The organism is Streptococcus sp. SM5, assembly GCF_027497975.1.
The window spans coordinates 14,611-35,649 of record NZ_JAJNSC010000022.1 but is presented as its reverse complement, the minus strand read 5'-3'; the positions used below and the strand labels follow the sequence as shown (position 1 = coordinate 35,649).

The following is a 21,039-nucleotide window of genomic DNA, read 5'->3' as shown; positions in this document are numbered from 1 at the left end:
AAAAGATTAGGCAAACGCTTGCACAAAATTCTGAAAAGCGCTATCATAGACTATAGATTATTAAAATAATGAGGTAAGAAGATGCAAGAAAAATGGTGGCACAATGCCGTAGTCTATCAAGTTTATCCAAAGAGTTTTATGGACAGCAACGGAGATGGAATTGGCGATTTGCCAGGTATTACCAGTAAGTTAGACTATCTAGCCAAGCTAGGAATTACAGCGATTTGGCTTTCTCCCGTTTATGACAGCCCTATGGATGATAATGGCTACGATATTGCTGATTATCAAGCGATTGCAGCTATTTTCGGAACCATGGAGGATATGGACCAACTGATTGCAGAAGCTGAGAAGCGTGATATTCGTATCATCATGGACTTGGTGGTCAATCATACCTCAGATGAACATGCTTGGTTTGTCGAGGCCTGTGAAAATCCTGATAGTCCTGAACGTGACTACTATATCTGGCGAGATGAGCCCAACGACCTAGATTCTATCTTTAGTGGATCTGCCTGGGAATACGATGAAAAGTCAGGTCAATACTATCTCCACTTTTTCAGCAAGAAACAGCCGGATCTCAACTGGGAAAATGAAAAATTGCGCCAGAAAATCTATGAGATGATGAACTTCTGGATTGATAAAGGCATTGGCGGTTTCCGTATGGATGTCATTGATATGATTGGGAAAATTCCTGATGAGAAAGTAGTCAATAATGGTCCTATGCTCCACCCCTATCTCAAGGAAATGAATCAGGCAACCTTTGGCGACAAAGATCTCTTGACAGTAGGGGAGACTTGGGGTGCAACGCCAGAGATTGCTAAGCTCTACTCGGATCCAAAGGGACAAGAATTGTCAATGGTCTTCCAGTTTGAACACATCTGTCTTCAGTATCAGGAAGGGCAACCTAAGTGGCACTACCAAAAAGAGTTAAATGTAGGGAAGTTAAAAGAGATTTTTAACAAATGGCAGACAGAATTAGGAGTTGAGGATGGTTGGAATTCCCTCTTCTGGAACAATCATGACCTACCTCGTATCGTCTCTATCTGGGGAAATGACCAAGAATATCGTGAAAAATCTGCCAAAGCCTTTGCAATCTTGCTTCATCTCATGAGAGGGACTCCTTATATCTACCAAGGTGAGGAGATTGGGATGACCAACTATCCGTTTGAAACACTGGATCAAGTAGAAGATATTGAGTCCCTCAATTATGCGCGTGAAGCTCTTGAAAAAGGTGTTCCGATGGAAGAAATCATGGACAGTATCCGTGTCATTGGACGTGACAATGCCCGTACTCCAATGCAATGGGATGAAAGCAAAAACGCTGGTTTCTCAACAGGTCAACCGTGGTTGGCAGTCAATCCAAACTACGAAGAAATCAACGTTCAAGAAGCGCTGGCAAACCCAGATTCAATTTTCTATACCTATCAGAAGTTGGTTCAAATCCGTAAGGAGAACAGCTGGCTGATTCGAGCTGACTTTGAATTGCTTGATACAGTTGACAAGGTCTTTGCCTATATTCGTAAAGATGGCGACCGTCGTTTCCTAGTTGTGGCCAATTTGTCCAATGAAGAACAAAACCTAGCTGTCGAAGGAAAAGTTAAATCAGTCTTGATTGAAAACACTGTAGCGCAAGAAGCGGTTGGGAAACAAATCTTGGCTCCATGGGATGCTTTCTGTGTGGAATTACTATAAATATTTTTTACAGAAAAATTTAAAATTGAAATCGTATAAAAACAAGGGAGGACTGTATGAAAGACAGAAATCCTTTGTTTTTTTATGACTAAAGTTTATAAACTTTCATTCTCAAAATTCAATTAACTTTACAAATTCCCACTATTTTGGTAAAATAAACTTATGTTATAAAAACTAACATAAAGGAGAAAGAAGATGAATACAAAAAAGCGTGTTCTTAGCGCAGGCCTGACCTTTGCGGCTGCTTTGCTTTTAGCTGCTTGCGGACAATCAGGTTCAGATACAAAAACTTACTCATCAACCTTTAGTGGAAATCCAACTACATTTAACTACTTGTTAGACTACTACGCTGATAATACAGCCATCATTACCAACCTAGTTGATGGTTTGCTTGAAAATGACAACCACGGAAACCTAGTTCCATCTTTGGCAGAAGACTGGTCTGTTTCAAGCGATGGCCTGACTTATACCTACAAACTGAGAAAAGATGCCAAATGGTTCACGGCTGACGGTGAAGAGTACGCCCCAGTCAAGGCACAAGATTTTGTGACAGGTATCAAGTATGCAGTGGATAATAAATCCCAGGCCATTGACTTGATTCAAAACTCGATCAAGGGCTTGAATGATTATATTACAGGAGCGGATTCTGACTTTTCTAAGGTTGGGGTGAAGGCCATTGACGACCATACTGTTGAGTATACTTTGGCACGCCCAGAGCCTTACTGGAACTCAAAAACAACCAACAGTATTCTTTTCCCAGTAAACGAAGAGTTTCTAAATTCAAAAGGGAAAGATTTTGGTACTCTATCTCCAGATAGTATTCTTTACAGTGGACCTTATTTGTTAAAAGATTTCACATCAAAATCATCGATCGAGTATGTGAAAAATCCGCATTATTACGATCATGACAAAGTATCGATTGAACACGTAAAATTGGCATATTTTGATGGTTCAGACCAAGAATTGACTATCCGTAACTTTGAAAGTGGAGCTTATTCTATCGCTGGGGTTTATCCAAATAGTTCTAACTTTGCCAAGACCAAGGAAAAATACAAGGATAATATCGTTTATAGCTTGCAGGATAAGACTTCTTGGTACTTCAATTTCAACGTCAACCGTAAGGCATACAACCATACGTCTAAAACGACAGATGAGCAGAAGAAGTCAACTGAGACAGCTGTCTTGAACAAGAACTTCCGCCAAGCAGTGAACTTTGCCTTGGACCGCACAGCCTATTCTGCTCAGTCAAATGGGGAAGAAGCAGCTAGTAAGACCCTTCGTAACACCCTAGTACCTCCTACATTTGTCCAAGTGGGAGACAAGACCTTTGGAGAAGTAGTCGCTTCTAAATTGGTAAACTATGGAACAGAATGGTCAGGTATTAACTTGGCAGATGCTCAGGATGCCTACTTTAACAAAGAAAAAGCCCAAGCAAAATTTGCGGAAGCTAAAAAAGAATTGGCCAGTCAAGGTGTGACTTTCCCTATTCACTTAGATGTGGCTGTTGATCAAACAAGTAAAAATGCTGTGACAGGCATGAACTCTGTTAAGCAGACTCTAGAGTCAGTTTTAGGTGCTGATAACATTGTCATTGATGTTCAGCAACTTTCAACAGATGATTTTAATAACGTAGCCTTCTTAGCACCGACACCAGCTGATCGAGACTATGATTTGAACTTTGATGGCTGGGTAGGTGACTATCAGGATCCGTCAACTTATCTCAATCCTTTCAATGCAGAGGATGGATTCTACCTCAAGATTTTTGGTCTAGATGCTCAGGAAGATAAAGCTAAAATTGCTAGCTTGGGTCTTGATACTTACACCAAGATGCTCAAAGATGCAGATAGTGAAAATAAAGATGTAGCTAAACGCTATGAAAAATATGCTGAAGCACAGGCTTGGATGATTGACAATTCTCTAATCATGTCAGCTATGTCAAGTGGTGGAACAGCATCTGTGACCAGAGTAACACCATTTACAAGAGGGTATTCATTGGTCGGCATCAAGGGTGATGGCAATAACTACAAGTACATGAAACTGCAAAAAGATACTGTGACAACTAAACAGTATGAAGAAGCGAAGACTAAATGGGAGCAAGAAAGCAAAAAAGCAATCGAAAAAGCTCAAAAAGAAGCAGAAAATCATGTAAAATAAAGATGAGCGAGGTTCCGTAAGGGACCTTGTTTGTTATATTTTTGATTCGTATTCCTCTGTCTATGAAACGAGAATGTCAAAATAGGAAGCGATAGATACTATACAGGTTATAAAAAAACAATTATTCCTTCGGAGTGCATTTAGAAGATGTATTGAAAACGCTGATAAAAAAAGGAATAAATGGAAATTATTTCATGATTGTGATATAATAATTCTGATAATCAACATATAGGGGAAAACTATGAATAAACGTTCAAAAAGAGCCCGTTCGGGTAAAGTTAAGCGGAGCATTAATATAGCTTTATTAACCATTTATGTATTATTGGGTGGTTTTTTGCTGTTCTTGATTTTTAGACATAATATATTGGCGTTTAGATACCTGAATGTCATAACGGCAACTGTAGTGATTTTGGTCGCTTTAGCGAATCTGCTTTTGATCATTTATAGAAAAGCAGAAAAGTTTACAATTTTCTTTTTAACACTAGCTATTTTAATGAGTTCAGTTTCTTTTTTTGCACTGCAACAATTTGTCGGCTTTACTAGTCATATCAATTCTACGTCAAATTACTCAGAATACTCAATGAGTGTTGTTGTTCTGAAAGATAGTGACGTTCATAATGTCACGCAATTAGATAGTGTTACAGGACCTACGGATACTGATAATGATAATATTCAAAAATTGATAGCTGATATCAAAACTAGTCAGAGCAAAGAATTGACGGTTGAACAAAGCACCTCATACCTTGCAGCTTATAAGAGCTTGGTATCAGGTGAAGCAAAAGCGATTGTCTTAAATAGCGTCTTTGAAAATATTATAGAATCTGAATACCCTGATTACGCATCAAAAATTAGGAAAATCTACACTAAAAATATCACCAAAGAAGTAGCTGCTCCTAAAGTTTCTAAGAACAAATCCTTCAATGTCTATGTGAGTGGTATTGACACTTACGGACCAATTAGTTCAGTTTCTCGTTCAGATGTCAACATTTTGATGACTGTTAATCAAGATTCAAAAAAAATTCTATTGACAACAACCCCTCGAGATTCTTATGTTCCGATTGCTGACGGCGGGAATAATCAAAAAGATAAGTTGACTCATGCAGGTATTTATGGAGTTGACTCCTCTATTCATACTTTGGAAAATCTTTATGGAGTTGATATTAATTACTATGTTCGTCTAAACTTCACTTCGTTCTTGAAATTGATTGACCTTTTAGGTGGTGTAGATGTATACAATGATCAGGAGTTTACATCTCGTCACGGGAAGTTCCACTTCCCAGTAGGAAATGTCCATTTAGATTCTGAACAAGCTCTTGGGTTTGTTCGTGAACGCTATTCGTTGGCTGATGGAGATCGTGACCGTGGTCGTAATCAACAAAAGGTTATTGTAGCAATTATTCAGAAATTAACTTCTACTGAAGCCTTAAAAAATTATAGTGATATTATTCAAGGTTTGCAAGATTCCCTTCAAACAAATATTCCTATCGAAACGATGATAGATTTGATTAATACTCAATTGGAGAGTGGTGGTAGTTATAAAGTCAACTCTCAAGACCTCAAAGGTACAGGTCGAATGGGACTTCCTTCTTATGCTATGCCAGATAGTAACCTCTATATGATGGAAATCGATGATAGTAGTTTAGCAACTGCTAAAAGTGCGATACAAGATGTGATGGAGGGAAGATGATATGATTGATATCCACTCTCACATTGTCTTTGATGTAGATGACGGGCCAAAGTCTATAGAAGATAGTAAAGCTCTTTTAATAGAAGCATATAATCAAGGAGTTCGGATGATTGTTTCGACTTCCCATCGTCGAAAAGGGATGTTTGAGACTCCAGAAGAAAAAATAGCGACGAATTTTTTAAAGGTTCGTGAGATTGCTAAAGAAGTGGCAGATGATTTGGTCATTGCTTACGGAGCAGAGATATACTATACTCCGGATGTTCTAGAAAAATTAGAAAACAAGCGCATTCCTACTCTCAATAACAGTCGTTATGCTTTGATTGAATTTAGTATGAATACACCCTATCGCGATATTCATAAAGGGTTAAGCAATATTTTGATGTTAGGGATTACCCCAGTGATTGCTCATATTGAACGTTATGATGCGTTGGAAAACAATGAAAAACGTGTTAGGGAACTAATTGATATGGGATGCTATACGCAAGTAAATAGTTCTCATGTTCTAAAACCTAAGCTCTTTGGTGAAACCTATAAATTTATGAAAAAGAGAGCCCAATATTTTTTGGAGAGAGACCTGGTTCATGTCATTGCAAGTGACATGCATAACTTAGATAGTAGACCTCCCTACATGGAGGATGCTCGTCAGATTATTTCTAAAAAGTATGGTATAGACAAGGCAGAAGAGCTATTTGTAGAGAACCCTAGGAAAATTATAATGGATCAAATAATTTAGGAGAAAATATGAAAGAACAAAATACTATGGAAATCGATGTATTTCACCTGTTTAAAATTCTTTGGAAAAGAAAAATTCTAATTGCATTGGTAGCAATTGTAGCTGGAGCCTTAGCTTTTGCCTATAGTGCGTTTGTCGTTAAACCGGAGTTCACTAGTACTACACGGATTTATGTAGTCAACCGTAATCAGGGAGATAAGCCTGGTTTGACAAACCAAGACTTGCAAGCTGGATCATACTTAGTTAAAGACTATCGTGAAATTATTTTGTCTCAAGATGTTTTGGAGAAAGTTACATCTAATTTGAAATTAGATCTATCACCAAAAGCTTTGGCTAGTAAAGTCAAGGTAACTGTACCAGTCGATACTCGTATCGTATCTATTTCCGTTAATGATAAAGTACCTGAGGAAGCTAGTCGTATTGCTAACTCATTGAGAGAAGTAGCAGCTGAAAAGATTATCAGTATCACACGCGTTTCTGATGTCACAACACTTGAAGAAGCTCGTCCGGCTACAGCACCATCTTCTCCAAATATTCGTAGAAATACAATTATCGGGCTACTTGGAGGAACAGCATTTATGGTTATCGCTGTTCTTATCGTTGAACTGGTTGATACACGAGTGAAACGTCCAGAGGATATTGAAGATGTTATGCAAATTGCATTGTTGGGAGTTGTTCCAAATCTGGATAAATTGAAATAGGAGAGAGATATGCCGACATTAGAAATAGCACAGAAAAAATTAGATCTGGCCAAAAAAGCGGAAGAATACTATAATGCCTTGCGTACGAATATACAATTGAGTGGAAATAATTTACAAGTAATTTCTATCACTTCTGTAAAACCGGGTGAAGGAAAGTCAACGACTTCTACAAATATTGCTTGGGCATTCGCGCGTGCAGGTTACAAGACCCTGTTAGTAGATGCTGATATTCGTAATTCTGTCATGTCAGGTGTCTTCAAGTCACGTGAAAAAATTACTGGATTGACAGAATTTTTATCTGGAACAACAGACCTATCTCATGGTTTATGTGATACCAATGTTGAGAATCTATTTGTGGTTCAAGCTGGGTCTATCTCACCCAACCCAACTGCTTTATTGCAAAGTGAAAATTTTAGCACTATGATTGACACACTTCGCAAGTATTTTGATTATATTATTGTTGATACAGCGCCTATTGGTATCGTAATCGACGCAGCTATTATTACACAAAAATGTGATGCATCTGTTTTAGTTACTGCGGCAGGAGAAGCTAACAGAAAAGATGTTCAGAAGGCTAAAGGTCAATTGGAACAAACGAATAAACCATTTTTAGGAGTTGTATTAAATAAATTCAATACTTCAGCTGAGAAATATGGTTCTTACGGTGAGTATGGTTCTTACGGTAAAAAATAGGGGATAGAATAAGGGATAGACTAAGGAAGTAGTTATGGAAGAGAAAGGGATAAAAATATCTCTGGCAGTAATCCAGAGTTTTATAGTAGTGTTACTGGGGTATTCTCTTAGTTTTGTTAAAGAGACAGATATTCTTTCAACAACAATGATTGTCCTATATATTCTCCACTACATCGTATTTTATTTTAGCGATTACGGTCAAGATTTTTTTAGACGAGGGAGTTTGATTGAACTTGTTCGCTTGACAAAATATATCATTTTCTTTGCATTGGCAATTAGTCTTTCTAATTTCTTTTTAGAAGAACGCTTTAGTATCTCTAGACGAGGCATGGTGTATTTCTTAACCTTACACTCGATTCTAATGTATCTAGTCAATATTTGTATCAAGTATTATTCGAAACGGATATTTCCTAATTTGAAATGGAGTAAAAAACTATTCTTGATTACAGCAACATCTAGAGTTGAGAAAGTGATGGATAAATTACTTGATGCGGGTGATTTCTTTGGAGAACTGGTGGCAGTTAGTGTATTAGATAAACCTAATTTCCAACATGATACTATTACAGTCGTACCAGTCGAAGATATTTTAAATTTTGCAACTCACGAAGTTGTGGACGAAGTGTTTATCAATCTTCCTAGTGAAGAATATGATATTGGTGAATTTATTTCTCGTTTTGAAACGATGGGAATTGATGTAACGGTTAATCTAAATGCTTTTGACCATAATCTAGGGCGTGACAAAAAAATCCGTGGGATGGCTGGTCTAAATGTCATTACTTTTTCGACGAAATTTTATAAGAATAGTCATGTAATTGCTAAGCGTGTCATAGATATTATTGGTTCTATTTTTGGTTTAATGATTTGTGGTCTAGTTAGTATAGTTCTAGTTCCAGCTATTCGAAAAGATGGTGGACCTGCTATTTTTGCCCAGACTCGCATAGGAAAAAACGGCCGACATTTTACTTTTTATAAATTTAGATCAATGTGTATTGATGCTGAGGATAAAAAGAGAGAATTGTTGGAGAAAAATACCATGCAGGGTGGTATGTTTAAGATGGACAATGATCCTCGCATTACAAAAATTGGTCGCTTTATCCGTAAAACTAGCTTGGATGAACTTCCCCAGTTTTGGAATGTTCTGAAAGGAGATATGAGCCTAGTGGGAACAAGACCGCCAACAGTTGATGAATATGAGACATACACACCTGAACAAAAACGTCGATTGAGTTTTAAACCGGGTATCACTGGACTTTGGCAAGTTAGTGGTAGAAGTGAGATTAAGAATTTTGATGAAGTTGTTAAATTAGATGTAGCTTATATAGACGATTGGACAATTTGGAAAGACATTGAAATTTTACTAAAAACTATTAAAGTTGTACTTATGAGAGATGGAGCGAAGTGATTTTATGAATAAAGTGAGGGAAATTCAACTAGGAGAATTATCTTTATTGAAAAACTTTATTGCTATTTGTAGTAAACATGATTTAAGATATTATGCTTTGGGAGGAACATTGCTAGGAGCCATTCGTCATAAAGGATTTATTCCTTGGGATGATGATATGGATTTAGGGATTCCTCGAAAAGATTATGAAAAATTTTTATCTATTTGTAAAAAAGAACTTCCAGAACATGTTATTTTGAGACTTCATGATGACAATTTAGGTAATACCTCTATTATGGATACATCCTTACAAATTCCATTTGGAGATGAACTATGTAGTCCATTCATAGATATTTTCCCTTTGGATGGTTATCCAGATGATCGTTTTCATTATTTTATTCATACAAACAAAATCAAATTCTATCGTGCACTTTCTAAAATTTCGGTAATCGATCGTCTACATGACAGAGATCGGGGAAGTTTTGAAAATGCAATTGTGAGTATATCAAAAGTTTTGAAATTAAATAAACTTCTAAAAACAGCCACTATTAACAACAAATTACAAAATCTAATTAAACAATATGATTTTGAAACTAGTTCAATAGTTGGTAATGTATTAGGCTCCTATAGAGAACGTGAGCTTGCTAGAAAAGAAGTATTCGGTGAACCACGATTACTAGAGTTTGAGAACTTAGAAATAAGTTGCCATGCAAACCCAGATGAATATTTAACAAAAATATATGGTGATTACATGAAGTTACCAAAAGAAGCCGAGCGTAAGGGTCATTTTGAGTCTACATGGGGAGATTAATTTGAATAGTTTTAATTTAATGGGGGTCAGAATTGACCCTTTAACAATGGATGAAACAGTACAAGAGGTTGAGAAATTTGTAATTGAACAACGTCCTCTTCATTTAATGGGCGTAAACGCTGATAAGATTAACCAATGTCAATCAGATGAAGCTATTAAGAAGATAGTTAACGAGTCTGAGATCATCAATGCAGATGGTGCATCAGTAGTTCTAGCTTCTCGATTTTTGGGCTACCAAGTTCCAGAACGAGTTGCTGGAATTGATTTAATGCAAAGATTATTAAAATTAGCCGATGAAAAATCTTATTCAGTGTATTTTTTTGGTGCTAAAGAAGAAGTTTTGCAAGATATGTTACAAAATTTTAAAGAAGAGTATCCAAATCTACGAGTTGTTGGACATCGTAATGGTTATTTTTCTGAGGAAGATGAGCAAGATATTCAGGAAGATATTCGTGAAAAGAATCCCGACTTTGTATTTGTTGGAATTACTTCACCTAAAAAAGAATACATCATCCAAAAATTTATGGATAATGGAGTGAATTCTATTTTTATGGGTGTAGGTGGTAGTTTTGATGTATTGTCTGGTCACATTCAGCGTGCCCCACTTTGGATGCAGAAATCAAACTTGGAGTGGTTGTTCCGAGTTGCTAATGAGCCAAAGCGTCTCTTTAAACGATACTTTGTAGGGAATGTTACCTTTATTAAGCGAGTTTTAGATGAGAAACGAAAAACGAAAAAATAATATTTTACATATTTCACGAACGATGGATATTGGTGGTGCGGAAAGAATCGTGTACCAGTTGAGTTCTGATTTGAAAGATGAGTTTGATAGTGTACATGTTGCTTCTACAGGAGGCCTTTGGGAATCAAAATTAGAGGCCCAAGGAATTATCCATCATAAAATTCAAGATATAGACAGCAAAAATCCTCTTACTGTGTTGAAGTTGCTTCTTACTATTTATCAAATTATTAAGACAAATGATATTACTCTGGTTCATACGCATCATCGAATGGCAGCTTTTTATATTCGTTTGTTAAAACTGATTAATCCCAAGCTAGTCCACGTTTACACTGCTCATAATGTCTTTAAAGATAAGTTGTCTTTATATAGATTTTCACTGAAAAATGCCTATAGTATTGCAGTGGGTCAAGCAGTTAATCAAAATTTGAAAGATGATGTGGGAGTTGCAGACAGCACTGTTATCTATAACGGAGTGATCTTGAAACAGTCAAATAGACAAGTTGATGAGATTATGAAGTTTGATGGAATCAAGCTAGGCTGTATTGCAAGATTATCTGAACAAAAAGGTTTGACCTATTTGATTGATGCTATTTCTTTGATATCAGATGAAAACCTTCGTTTATTTATCGTTGGGGATGGAGAGCTGAGAGCCGAATTAGAAACTAAGGTTAAAGAACTCGATTTAGAAGATAAGATAACTTTTTTAGGGTATAGACAGGATATAGTCGAGTGTATTAATAGTTTTGATTTCCTAGTGTCTTCGTCATTATTTGAGGGTTTGGCTCTAAATGTTATTGAGGCATTTATGAATGGAAAAACCATGGTTGCGACAGATATCCCTGGCATTAATGAAGTTGTTACTAAAGAAAATGGGCTCTTGGTTCCCGCCAAAGATGCTAGGGCCTTAGCTTCTGCTATTGAGAGTCTGGCGACTGACTCAACTCTTAGAAGAAGGTTAGCTCATCAAGCTAAAAAAGATTATGAAGAGAAGTTTAGTTATCCTTTATTTTTAGAGAATTATCGTAAATTTTATCAAAAACTAATGGGAGATTCAAAATGAAAAAAGTAATGTTAGTTTTTGGGACGCGTCCAGAAGCAATAAAAATGTGTCCCTTAGTGAATGAACTGAAGAAAAATGATTCGATCAAAACACTTGTGTGTGTAACTGGTCAACATAAAGAAATGTTAGAGCAGGTTTTAGATGTCTTTAAAGTTGTTCCTGATTATGATTTAGGAATTATGAAGGCAAATCAAACACTATTTACAATCACGACAAGTATTTTAGATAAAATTCAAGCAGTTTTAGAGCAGGAAAAACCAGATATTGTTCTTGTTCATGGGGATACTACAACCACTTTTGCGACAGCTTTAGCTGCATTTTACATGGGAATTAAAGTTGGACATGTAGAGGCAGGATTGAGAACTTATAATCTTCAAAGTCCATTTCCTGAAGAATTCAATCGTCAGACTACTTCAATTATTTCGGATTTCAATTTTGCTCCGACAGAAGTGGCTAAAGAGAATCTTCTAAAAGAGGGAAGAGAGAATATCTATGTTACTGGAAATACTGTTATTGATGCCTTGAAGACAACCGTTCAAGATCATTATGACCATCCTATTTTAGAGTGGGCTAAGGACAGTAAACTCATCATGCTGACAGCTCATCGACGTGAAAATCTTGGTCAACCCATGGAAAATATGTTTAACGCAGTTAATCGTATCCTGAATGAATTTGAAGATGTTAAAGTCGTATATCCTATTCACAAGAATCCTAAGGTTCGTGAGTTAGCAAGTAAGGTGTTTGGCGACAATGAACGTATGAAAATCATTGAACCTCTAGAAGTCATTGATTTCCATAATTTTATGAATCAAAGCTACATGATTTTAACAGATTCTGGTGGTGTACAAGAAGAAGCACCTTCTTTAGGTAAACCAGTATTGGTAATGCGTGATACAACAGAACGTCCAGAGGGAATTGCTGCAGGAACCTTGAAATTGGTAGGAACAGAAGAAGAAAATATTTATACTAATTTCAAACTGCTTCTAGAAGATGAAACAGAGTACAGCAAGATGAGTAAAGCAAGTAATCCATATGGAGATGGAAAAGCTTGTGAGCGTATTGTTGGTATCATTTTGGAAGGATTATCATAATGGATCAGATTTCTATTGTTGTACCAGTGTACAATGTTGAGAACTGTTTGAGTTATTGTGTAGAAAGTCTAAGACAACAAACATATAAAAATATTGAAATAATCCTAGTAGATGATGGTTCGACGGATAGTTCTAGAGAAATTTGTGACCAATATGCTCGAGAAGATGACAGAATAAAAGTTCTGCATATTGAAAATGGGGGATTGTCCAATGCCCGCAATACTGGGGTAAAAGAATCTTCAACAGATTGGATTGTTTTCATTGATTCAGACGATTATTATGACCATAGAGCCATTGAATATTTAGTAGAACTTAGAGATAAGTATAGAGTTGATCTTGTAGCAACTCCAGTGATTGAAGTTAGAAACTATGAAAATAGTGATTTCCTAGGAGATTTCAGAGAGAAATATTCTGGAAAATTAGATCGTAGAACAGCTTTAGAACAAATGTTTTATGGAAATTATGTTGGGACACATTCAGGTGGTAAACTATATAAAAAAGAGATCTTATTAAGGTTTCCATATCCTAATGGGATGTTGTATGAAGATTTAGCTCTTGCTTATGAGCATATTGCTTCCTGTGAAAATATTGCTGTTAGTGATCTAAATCTTTATAAATACTATCGAAGACCAGGAAGTATTGTAAATTCTAAGTATAGTGATCGTCTCTTAGATTTTTACAAGGCAATGGAATGGAATAGAAGTTATATTGAACGAGACTATTCAGGTGATAGGGAAATGAGAAGAGCCTTGAATGTTCGCTATGTTTTTAATGGTCTGCATATTGTACATGCTATGCTTAGTTCAGATATGTATGCTGAAGTTAATAAAATTAGAAAAGAATACATTCAATATTTCAAAGATGTTATTCCGAATTCAAATGTTACAAGGAAAAATAAATTGAAATATATATTGTTTCTCGTATCTGCAAAATTGTATAACACTATTCGAAATAAGATTGGATAATTTAAACAAACTTAGGTAAAAATATGAAAATAAAAATAAAATTATCAGAGTTATTATATTTTTCAGCTTTCTTTATTTGGTTGCTTTTTAATTTTATAGCTCAAACAAACTTAGTCTATAAATACCCTGAAATTTATCGTTTTCGAATAGTTGCTATGATAGTGTCTATTGTCATACTTCTGTTTAAACTACTATTAGAGAGACACTCGAGTAAGTTTCTGATATTCTTCTTTTCCGCTTTCTGCTTGGCTATAATTATCGGGATTACAACACATAAGCTTTTTGATGCCCTCACAATAATTTCAACAATCTTATTTATTATTTCTATAAACAATGTGAATTTTAGAAAAGTTTTGATTCTCTGGACAGTTTCGATAGTACTATTAATGATTTCTATATATGGTCTATTAAAGTTTGGCATTATTGAAAATACGCTGAGGGTTCAATTAGGAGGGCGATTCCGTTTTAGCCAAGGATACCAATATGTTACTCTCGGTGCTAATTATTTATTTCATCTGACTTTGGTATATCTATATTTAAGAAAAAGTAAAATCAGATTGTCAGAAATTTTATTGTTTGGAATACTGAATTATTATTTTTACGTTAATACTGATACGAAATCAGCTTTCTTTCTTTCAATTCTAGCATTAGTATTGGTGTACATATTTAAAAATAAAGTAGTTAGTCAAAAAATCCTGAATGCCATTGGTAAAATTACGTTGACTGCAGGGATTCTTATTCCTATCATTTTGACTTATTTTTATAACGCAAACAGTAAACTCTTTCAAATTTTAAACGTAGCTTTGACAGGAAGACTAAGTTTAGGACATAAGACACTATCTTTATATGGTGTACATCTGTTTGGTCAAAGAATTGATTGGGAATTGCAACAAAGGGCTACGTCTGTTTTTGATAATTATTTATACGTTGATTCATCTTTTGTAAATATTTTGTTGCATTATGGAGTGATTCTACTAGTTGTTATTTGGTATAGTTTCTATCAACTAAATAAAAGAGGACACTTTAATACAGTTGAGATGCTTGTTTTTATTGTACTGATACTTCACTCAATGTTTGATCCACAATTTTTTGAATTAATGTACAATCCATTATTGTTATTGATGGGTATTTCTTGGAGTAAGTATAGGTATAATTATCAAGATGTTTAAAGTTTTTGTGTTATATGTATCCTTGGTTCTAAATTGAGGCTAGTTAAGTGATTTTTGTACCAAAAAAAGTTTAATCTATTTAACATCATCATTTTTGGACAGATTAATTTTCGCCGTTTATAATAGTAGTTAAGTGAGGAATATGCTCCCTATGAAGGTTCTTAAAAATTATGCATACAATCTTTCATATCAATTATTAGTCATTATTTTACCGATTATTACGACTCCATATGTTACCAGAGTATTTAGTTCTGATGATTTAGGAACTTATGGTTATTATAATTCTATTGTTACCTACTTTATCCTGTTGGCTACCTTGGGGGTAGCCAATTATGGTACAAAGGAAATTTCTGGTAATCGAAAAACAATTCGTAAAAATTTCTGGGGAATTTATACTTTACAACTTGGAGCAACCATCTTATCACTGACTCTCTATATTTTGCTTTGTCTCACTTTTTCGTTAATGCAAAACCCAGTAGCTTATATTTTAGGATTAAGTTTACTTTCTAAAGGTTTAGATATTTCTTGGCTATTCCAAGGTTTAGAGGATTTTCGAAAAATTACAGTCAGAAATATTACAGTGAAACTAGTTGGCGTCATTGCTATTTTTCTATTTATAAAATCAGCTAGCGACCTATATTTATATGTGTTCTTGCTTACCATTTTTGAATTGTTGGGACAACTAAGTATGTGGTTGCCGGCAAGAGAGTTTATTGGGAAACCGCACTTTGATTGGGAATATGCTAAGCAGCATTTGAAGCCAGTTATCTTATTGTTTTTACCTCAGATTGCCATATCGCTCTATGTTACTTTGGATCGTACAATGCTGGGAGCTTTAGCTTCAACAAAAGATGTAGGAATCTATGATCAAGCATTGAAACTTGTTAATATTTTATTGACCCTAGTGACTTCATTGGGAAGTGTCATGTTACCACGAGTTTCAAATCTTTTATCATCAGGGGATCATAAAGCAGTTAATAAAATGCATGAGATGTCATTTCTAATTTATAATTTGGTTATTTTCCCCATTATGGCAGGTATGTTAATTATAAACGATGATTTTGTTAACTTTTTTCTGGGAAAAGATTTTCAAGATGCACGCTATGCAATAGCTATTATGATTCTAAGAATGTTCTTTATTGGTTGGACAAATATTATGGGGATTCAAATTTTGATTCCCCATAATAAAAATAGAGAGTTCATGCTTTCAACTACAATTCCTGCTATTGTTAGTGTTGGATTAAATCTTCTCTTTCTTCCCAAATTGGGCTATATAGGGGCAGCAATTGTATCTGTTTTAACAGAGTCTCTGGTTTGGGCTATACAGTTATTCTTTACTCGCTCTTATCTAAGAGATGTTCCGATTATAGGAACTATGATAAAAATTATGATTTCATCAGGATTGATGTATGGAATTCTGTTTTTTGTAAAAGACTTATTGAATTTACCGTCTGTATTAAATGTAGGACTTTCTGCTATTTTGGGGGCAATAATTTATATCAGTTTGATTTTGATTTTTAAAGTTATAAATCTACGAGATATAAAACAACAGTTATTCAGAAATAAAGGGGTGTAATATGTACGACTATCTAATCGTTGGTGCTGGTTTGTCTGGAGCAATTTTTGCTTATGAAGCAACCAAGCGTGGAAAAAAAGTAAAAGTTATTGATAAACGTGACCACATTGGTGGGAATATCTATTGTGAGAATGTAGAAGGTGTTAATGTTCATAAATATGGTGCTCATATCTTCCATACTTCTAATAAGAAAGTCTGGGATTATGTTAATCAATTTGCTGAATTTAACAACTACATCAACTCGCCTGTGGCTAATTACAAGGGTAGCCTTTATAATCTACCTTTCAATATGAATACTTTCTATGCTATGTGGGGGACAAAAACTCCTCAAGAGGTCAAAGATAAGATTGCTGAGCAAACGGCTCACATGAAAGACGTTGAACCGAAAAATTTGGAAGAACAGGCTATCAAGTTGATCGGTCCAGATATTTATGAAAAGTTGATTAAAGGATATACTGAAAAGCAATGGGGACGTTCCGCAACTGACCTTCCACCGTTTATCATTAAACGTCTACCAGTTCGTTTGACTTTTGATAATAACTACTTCAATGACCGTTACCAAGGTATTCCAATTGGGGGCTATAATGTCATCATCGAAAATATGTTGAAGGATGTAGAAGTAGAACTTGGAGTTGACTTTTTTGCCAATCGTCAGGAATTAGAAGCTTCTGCTGAAAAAGTTGTCTTTACAGGGATGATTGACCAATATTTCGATTATAAACATGGTGAGTTAGAATACCGTAGTCTTCGTTTTGAGCATGAAGTTCTAGATGAGGAAAATTATCAAGGAAATGCCGTTGTTAATTATACAGAACGAGAAATTCCTTATACTCGTATTATTGAGCATAAACATTTTGAGTATGGTACGCAAGATAAAACGGTCACTACTCGTGAATACCCAGCAGATTGGAAACGAGGAGATGAACCTTATTATCCAATCAATGATGAGAGAAACAATGCTATGTTTGCTAAGTATCAAGAAGAAGCAGCGCAGAATGATAAGGTCATTTTCTGCGGACGTTTGGCCGATTATAAATACTACGACATGCATGTGGTCATTGAACGTGCCCTAAATGTTGTAGAGGAAGAGTTTAAATAAGATAACGAAGGATAAAGTTGATCGATGAAATATTATCTAAAAGAAGAATTTCTGAAGGATTCTGGTGCACGAAATGCGGGAAATAAGGCTCGAAACGATGTTGAAGAAATAGTAGTTCGTGAGGGCTATAGTCCTTTGTTATTGATGGTAGATGATTGGTATCAAATGGGGACTATTAGAGCCCAACGACATAAGGCCAAAGCCCTATCCAAAGCTATCTCTAAGTTGAAGGAAGGGGATCAGCTACTGATTCAATTTCCTATGCTTCATCATAGTTTCTTTACGACTCATTTAGTCAAAAGAATGCAACGTAAACGAGTGAAGGTTCACTTTATTATCCATGATTTAGAAGTTTTGCGCTATGCTAATTTGGATACAGTACCCTTGAAGCATAAGATTCGTGTTCATCTTCAAGAGTCTAGTCTTTTGAAACAAGCTGATGGTCTTATTGCTCATAATCCAGTTATGAAATCAGTGCTTGTTGATAAGGGGATTTCTGAGAAGAAAATAGTTAGTTTAGGCATTTTTGACTATCTGATCCCGAATTATCAGGATAAAGAAGATTTATCGAAGGAAGGAGCTATTATTGTAGCTGGAAATTTAGCTCAAGAAAAAGCAGGTTACTTATATGAGTTGCCTGCAAGACCGGCATATAACCTTTATGGTGTTGGTTTTGATGAGGCTAGAAAGCTATCCAATGAAACCTATTTTGGTTCCTTTCTTCCAGATGAACTACCATCAGCATTAGAAGGAAGCTTTGGTTTGGTTTGGGACGGTGATAGTTCTAAAACTTGTAGCGGAGTGTTTGGTGAGTATTTGAGATACAATAATTCCCACAAGGCCTCCCTTTATTTGGCTTCTGGTTTCCCTATTATTGTCTGGGGGCAATCTGCTTTGGCTAATTTCGTCTTAGAAAAAGAGTGTGGAATTAGTATTGAGAGTTTACTTGACTTGGAAGAAGTATTGGAACATTTGTCTCAAGAAGAGTATCAGGGTTTGGTCAAAAATGCTAAGGCCGTAGGTCAAAAAATTCGTGAGGGTTCTTATCTTCTTTCCGCATTGCAAGCTTTCAATTAATGAATCTAAAAATGATTTAAATAGATGGATGAGGGAGTTACTGAATTCCCTCTTTTCTTATAGTTAAAAAGAGATTAAAAAATGAAATAAGATTCGATAGTTATCAGAAAATAACAACTAAAAATGAAAATTCAGAAAAATATATTGACAATAGATTGCAAAGGGTCTATAATGGATAGAAAAACAAAGGAGGATACTATGAAAACAAGGAAAGTATTGGCTCTTGCGGGAGTCACTTTATTAGCAGCTGGTGTCTTAGCGGCTTGTTCTGGTGGTTCTGCTACTAAAGGTGAGCAGACTTTTGCATTTACCTACGAGACAGACCCAGATAATCTCAACTATTTGACAACCAGCAAGGCAGCTACTTCAAACATTACTAGTAACGTCATTGATGGATTGCTTGAAAATGACCGTTATGGGAATCTTGTTCCCTCTATGGCAGAGGACTGGTCAGTTTCTAAAGATGGTTTGATCTACACTTATAAGATTCGTCAGGATGCCAAGTGGTACACATCTGAAGGTGAAGAATATGCTCCTGTCAAGGCTCAAGACTTTGTAACAGGTCTTAAATATGCAACAGATAAGAAATCACAAGCTCTTTACTTGGTACAAGATTCAATCAAGGGTCTGGATGCTTATGCTAAAGGGGAAAATAAAGATTTTTCTCAAGTTGGAATTAAAGCCCTTGACGATCAAACAGTCCAATACACTTTGAACAAACCTGAAAGTTTTTGGAATTCTAAAACAACAATGGGTGTCTTGGCACCAGTTAATGAAGAGTTTTTGAACTCAAAAGGGGATGATTTTGCTAAAGCGACAGATCCAAGCAGTATCTTGTATAATGGTCCTTATTTGTTAAAATCTCTTGTGGCTAAATCTTCCGTTGAATTTGCAAAAAATCCTAACTACTGGGATAAGGATAATGTTCATGTTGATAAGATAAAATTGTCATTCTGGGATGGTCAAGATACCAGCAAACCTGCAGAAAACTTTAAAGATGGTAGCCTTACAGCAGCCCGCCTCTATCCAACAAGTGCAAGTTTCGCAGAACTTGAAAAAACGATGAAGGATAATATTGTCTATACCCAACAAGACTCTACGACTTATCTAGTTGGTACAAATATTGACCGCCAGTCCTATAAATATACTTCTAAGACTAGTGACGAACAAAAGACCTCTACTAAAAAGGCTCTCTTAAACAAGGATTTCCGCCAAGCTATTGCTTTTGGTTTTGATCGTACGGCCTATGCTTCACAAGTGAACGGTGCCAGTGGTGCAAGCAAAATTTTGCGTAATCTTTTTGTACCACCAACATTTGTCCAAGCAGATGGGAAAAACTTTGGCGATATGGTCAAAGAAAAATTGGTGACTTATGGGGATGAATGGAAGGATGTGAACCTTGCTGATGCCCAAGATGGACTATATAATCCTGAAAAAGCCAAGGCAGAATTTGCTAAAGCTAAGTCAGCTCTACAAGCTGAGGGAGTACAATTCCCAATTCACCTAGATATGCCAGTTGACCAGACAGCAACTACAAAAGTTCAACGTGTACAGTCTTTCAAACAATCGGTTGAAGAAACCTTGGGTGCAGATAATGTCGTAATTGATATTCAACAACTACAAAAAGATGAAGTCTTGAATATTACCTACTTTGCTGAAACAGCAGCTGGGGAAGATTGGGATATTTCAGATAATGTTGGTTGGACTCCAGACTTTGCGGATCCATCTACTTACCTCGATATTATCAAACCATCAGTTGGTGAAAACACTAAAACCTACCTTGGCTTTGATTCTGGTACAGATAATGCTGCAGCTAAGAAGGTTGGTCTAAACGACTATGAGAAATTGGTAATTGAAGCTGAAAACGAGACAATAGATGTAGCAAAACGTTATGATAAGTATGCTGTAGCCCAAGCTTGGTTGACAGATAGTGCCTTGATTATTCCAACAACATCACTCACTGGTCGCCCAATCTTGTCTAAGATGGTACCATTTACGATGCCGTTTGCCTTCTCTGGTAACAAGGGGACAAGCGATCCGCTCCTTTACAAATACTTGGAACTTCAAGACAAGGCAGTTACTGCTGATGAATACCAAAAAGCTCAAGATAAATGGATGAAAGAAAAAGAAGAATCCAATAAAAAAGCGCAAGAAGAACTCGCAAAACATGTGAAATAGATTTTAATCATCTATAGAAACTGATTGATAAAGGGTTTGGCATTCGATAGGAATGCTAAATCCTTTTTATTATGTGACAATTTTCCCCTTAATTTCAGAGTATGGTTTTGTCAGAATGAAGAAAAAAATTAGCAATTTTCCTAGCTTTTCTATTGCTTTATCTATTAAAAATTGTTATATTAAAAGTGTAATTATTTTTATAAACGTTAAGCATTGCACTTTTCAGATAGAAA

At 35.7% G+C, this 21,039-nt stretch carries 17 protein-coding genes; all 17 read left to right on the top strand.

The genetic code is table 11. From position 1 onward, the window contains the following. Nucleotides 1-81: 81 nt before the first annotated feature. The 17 genes from PAN07_RS13910 (at nucleotide 82) to PAN07_RS13830 (ending at nucleotide 20,806) form a co-directional block, all read left to right on the top strand. Nucleotides 82-1,689: an alpha-glucosidase gene (locus PAN07_RS13910; RefSeq protein WP_084861577.1), complete on the top strand. Its 1,608-nt coding sequence runs from the start codon at nucleotides 82-84 to the stop codon at nucleotides 1,687-1,689. 195 nt (nucleotides 1,690-1,884) lie between these two features. Continuing rightward, entirely contained in the window at nucleotides 1,885-3,843 is a 1,959-nt protein-coding gene (locus tag PAN07_RS13905) for a peptide ABC transporter substrate-binding protein (RefSeq protein WP_269798153.1), read from the top strand. A gap of 241 nt (nucleotides 3,844-4,084) precedes the next feature. Beyond that, nucleotides 4,085-5,530, top strand: a complete 1,446-nt coding sequence (locus tag PAN07_RS13900; RefSeq protein ID WP_269798152.1) for an LCP family protein — start codon at nucleotides 4,085-4,087, stop codon at nucleotides 5,528-5,530. A gap of 1 nt (nucleotide 5,531) precedes the next feature. Continuing rightward, nucleotides 5,532-6,263, top strand: coding sequence for a capsular polysaccharide biosynthesis protein Cps4B (cps4B, locus tag PAN07_RS13895; protein ID WP_269798151.1), 732 nt, complete (start codon nucleotides 5,532-5,534; stop codon nucleotides 6,261-6,263). A gap of 8 nt (nucleotides 6,264-6,271) precedes the next feature. Beyond that, nucleotides 6,272-6,964 carry a capsular polysaccharide biosynthesis protein CpsC gene (cpsC, locus tag PAN07_RS13890; protein ID WP_261045696.1) on the top strand — a complete coding sequence of 231 codons (693 nt, stop codon included), beginning with the start codon at nucleotides 6,272-6,274 and terminating at the stop codon, nucleotides 6,962-6,964. A 9-nt stretch (nucleotides 6,965-6,973) separates the two neighbouring features. Next, nucleotides 6,974-7,657 carry a tyrosine-protein kinase gene (locus PAN07_RS13885; protein WP_020901549.1) on the top strand — a complete coding sequence of 228 codons (684 nt, stop codon included), beginning with the start codon at nucleotides 6,974-6,976 and terminating at the stop codon, nucleotides 7,655-7,657. 34 nt (nucleotides 7,658-7,691) lie between these two features. After that, nucleotides 7,692-9,059, top strand: a complete 1,368-nt coding sequence (locus PAN07_RS13880) for a sugar transferase (RefSeq protein WP_261045694.1) — start codon at nucleotides 7,692-7,694, stop codon at nucleotides 9,057-9,059. Nucleotides 9,060-9,063: 4 nt separating this feature from the next. Further along, nucleotides 9,064-9,849 carry a LicD family protein gene (locus tag PAN07_RS13875; RefSeq protein WP_346658464.1) on the top strand — a complete coding sequence of 262 codons (786 nt, stop codon included), beginning with the start codon at nucleotides 9,064-9,066 and terminating at the stop codon, nucleotides 9,847-9,849. 19 nt (nucleotides 9,850-9,868) lie between these two features. Continuing rightward, nucleotides 9,869-10,591 (top strand): WecB/TagA/CpsF family glycosyltransferase, encoded by a 723-nt coding sequence (locus PAN07_RS13870; RefSeq protein ID WP_029690200.1) that lies wholly within the window; start codon nucleotides 9,869-9,871, stop codon nucleotides 10,589-10,591. Continuing rightward, nucleotides 10,566-11,651, top strand: a complete 1,086-nt coding sequence (locus tag PAN07_RS13865; RefSeq protein ID WP_269798149.1) for a glycosyltransferase family 4 protein — start codon at nucleotides 10,566-10,568, stop codon at nucleotides 11,649-11,651. Before PAN07_RS13870 ends, PAN07_RS13865 begins: the two co-directional genes overlap by 26 nt. Next, a complete protein-coding gene (gene wecB, locus PAN07_RS13860; protein ID WP_269798148.1) occupies nucleotides 11,648-12,742 on the top strand; it encodes a UDP-N-acetylglucosamine 2-epimerase (non-hydrolyzing) in 1,095 nt (364 codons plus the stop codon). The genes PAN07_RS13865 and wecB overlap by 4 nt, the downstream gene beginning before the upstream one ends. Continuing rightward, a complete protein-coding gene (locus PAN07_RS13855; protein WP_269798147.1) occupies nucleotides 12,742-13,707 on the top strand; it encodes a glycosyltransferase family 2 protein in 966 nt (321 codons plus the stop codon). The genes wecB and PAN07_RS13855 overlap by 1 nt, the downstream gene beginning before the upstream one ends. Before the next feature lie 386 nt (nucleotides 13,708-14,093). Next, nucleotides 14,094-14,876: a hypothetical protein gene (locus PAN07_RS13850; protein WP_269798146.1), complete on the top strand. Its 783-nt coding sequence runs from the start codon at nucleotides 14,094-14,096 to the stop codon at nucleotides 14,874-14,876. Between the two features lie 151 nt (nucleotides 14,877-15,027). After that, nucleotides 15,028-16,452 carry a flippase gene (locus PAN07_RS13845; protein ID WP_094753624.1) on the top strand — a complete coding sequence of 475 codons (1,425 nt, stop codon included), beginning with the start codon at nucleotides 15,028-15,030 and terminating at the stop codon, nucleotides 16,450-16,452. 1 nt (nucleotide 16,453) lies between these two features. After that, complete coding sequence (glf, locus tag PAN07_RS13840) at nucleotides 16,454-17,551, top strand: UDP-galactopyranose mutase (RefSeq protein WP_094753623.1); 1,098 nt, start codon at nucleotides 16,454-16,456, stop codon at nucleotides 17,549-17,551. A 24-nt stretch (nucleotides 17,552-17,575) separates the two neighbouring features. Beyond that, nucleotides 17,576-18,628, top strand: coding sequence for a galactofuranosyltransferase (locus tag PAN07_RS13835; RefSeq protein ID WP_094753622.1), 1,053 nt, complete (start codon nucleotides 17,576-17,578; stop codon nucleotides 18,626-18,628). Between the two features lie 198 nt (nucleotides 18,629-18,826). Continuing rightward, nucleotides 18,827-20,806 carry a peptide ABC transporter substrate-binding protein gene (locus PAN07_RS13830; protein ID WP_084861593.1) on the top strand — a complete coding sequence of 660 codons (1,980 nt, stop codon included), beginning with the start codon at nucleotides 18,827-18,829 and terminating at the stop codon, nucleotides 20,804-20,806. The last annotated feature ends 233 nt before the right edge of the window (nucleotides 20,807-21,039 follow it).

Excerpts from the sequence above, each read along its gene's own strand:
- PAN07_RS13910 (WP_084861577.1), top strand. The coding sequence starts at position 82 with ATGCAAGAAAAATGGTGGCACAATGCCGTAGTCTATCAAGTTTATCCA.
- PAN07_RS13905 (WP_269798153.1), top strand. The coding sequence starts at position 1,885 with ATGAATACAAAAAAGCGTGTTCTTAGCGCAGGCCTGACCTTTGCGGCT.
- PAN07_RS13900 (WP_269798152.1), top strand. The coding sequence starts at position 4,085 with ATGAATAAACGTTCAAAAAGAGCCCGTTCGGGTAAAGTTAAGCGGAGC.
- cps4B (WP_269798151.1), top strand. The coding sequence starts at position 5,532 with ATGATTGATATCCACTCTCACATTGTCTTTGATGTAGATGACGGGCCA.
- cpsC (WP_261045696.1), top strand. The coding sequence starts at position 6,272 with ATGAAAGAACAAAATACTATGGAAATCGATGTATTTCACCTGTTTAAA.
- PAN07_RS13885 (WP_020901549.1), top strand. The coding sequence starts at position 6,974 with ATGCCGACATTAGAAATAGCACAGAAAAAATTAGATCTGGCCAAAAAA.
- PAN07_RS13880 (WP_261045694.1), top strand. The coding sequence starts at position 7,692 with ATGGAAGAGAAAGGGATAAAAATATCTCTGGCAGTAATCCAGAGTTTT.
- PAN07_RS13875 (WP_346658464.1), top strand. The coding sequence starts at position 9,064 with ATGAATAAAGTGAGGGAAATTCAACTAGGAGAATTATCTTTATTGAAA.
- PAN07_RS13870 (WP_029690200.1), top strand. The coding sequence starts at position 9,869 with ATGGGGGTCAGAATTGACCCTTTAACAATGGATGAAACAGTACAAGAG.
- PAN07_RS13865 (WP_269798149.1), top strand. The coding sequence starts at position 10,566 with ATGAGAAACGAAAAACGAAAAAATAATATTTTACATATTTCACGAACG.
- wecB (WP_269798148.1), top strand. The coding sequence starts at position 11,648 with ATGAAAAAAGTAATGTTAGTTTTTGGGACGCGTCCAGAAGCAATAAAA.
- PAN07_RS13855 (WP_269798147.1), top strand. The coding sequence starts at position 12,742 with ATGGATCAGATTTCTATTGTTGTACCAGTGTACAATGTTGAGAACTGT.
- PAN07_RS13850 (WP_269798146.1), top strand. The coding sequence starts at position 14,094 with ATGATTTCTATATATGGTCTATTAAAGTTTGGCATTATTGAAAATACG.
- PAN07_RS13845 (WP_094753624.1), top strand. The coding sequence starts at position 15,028 with ATGAAGGTTCTTAAAAATTATGCATACAATCTTTCATATCAATTATTA.
- glf (WP_094753623.1), top strand. The coding sequence starts at position 16,454 with ATGTACGACTATCTAATCGTTGGTGCTGGTTTGTCTGGAGCAATTTTT.
- PAN07_RS13835 (WP_094753622.1), top strand. The coding sequence starts at position 17,576 with ATGAAATATTATCTAAAAGAAGAATTTCTGAAGGATTCTGGTGCACGA.
- PAN07_RS13830 (WP_084861593.1), top strand. The coding sequence starts at position 18,827 with ATGAAAACAAGGAAAGTATTGGCTCTTGCGGGAGTCACTTTATTAGCA.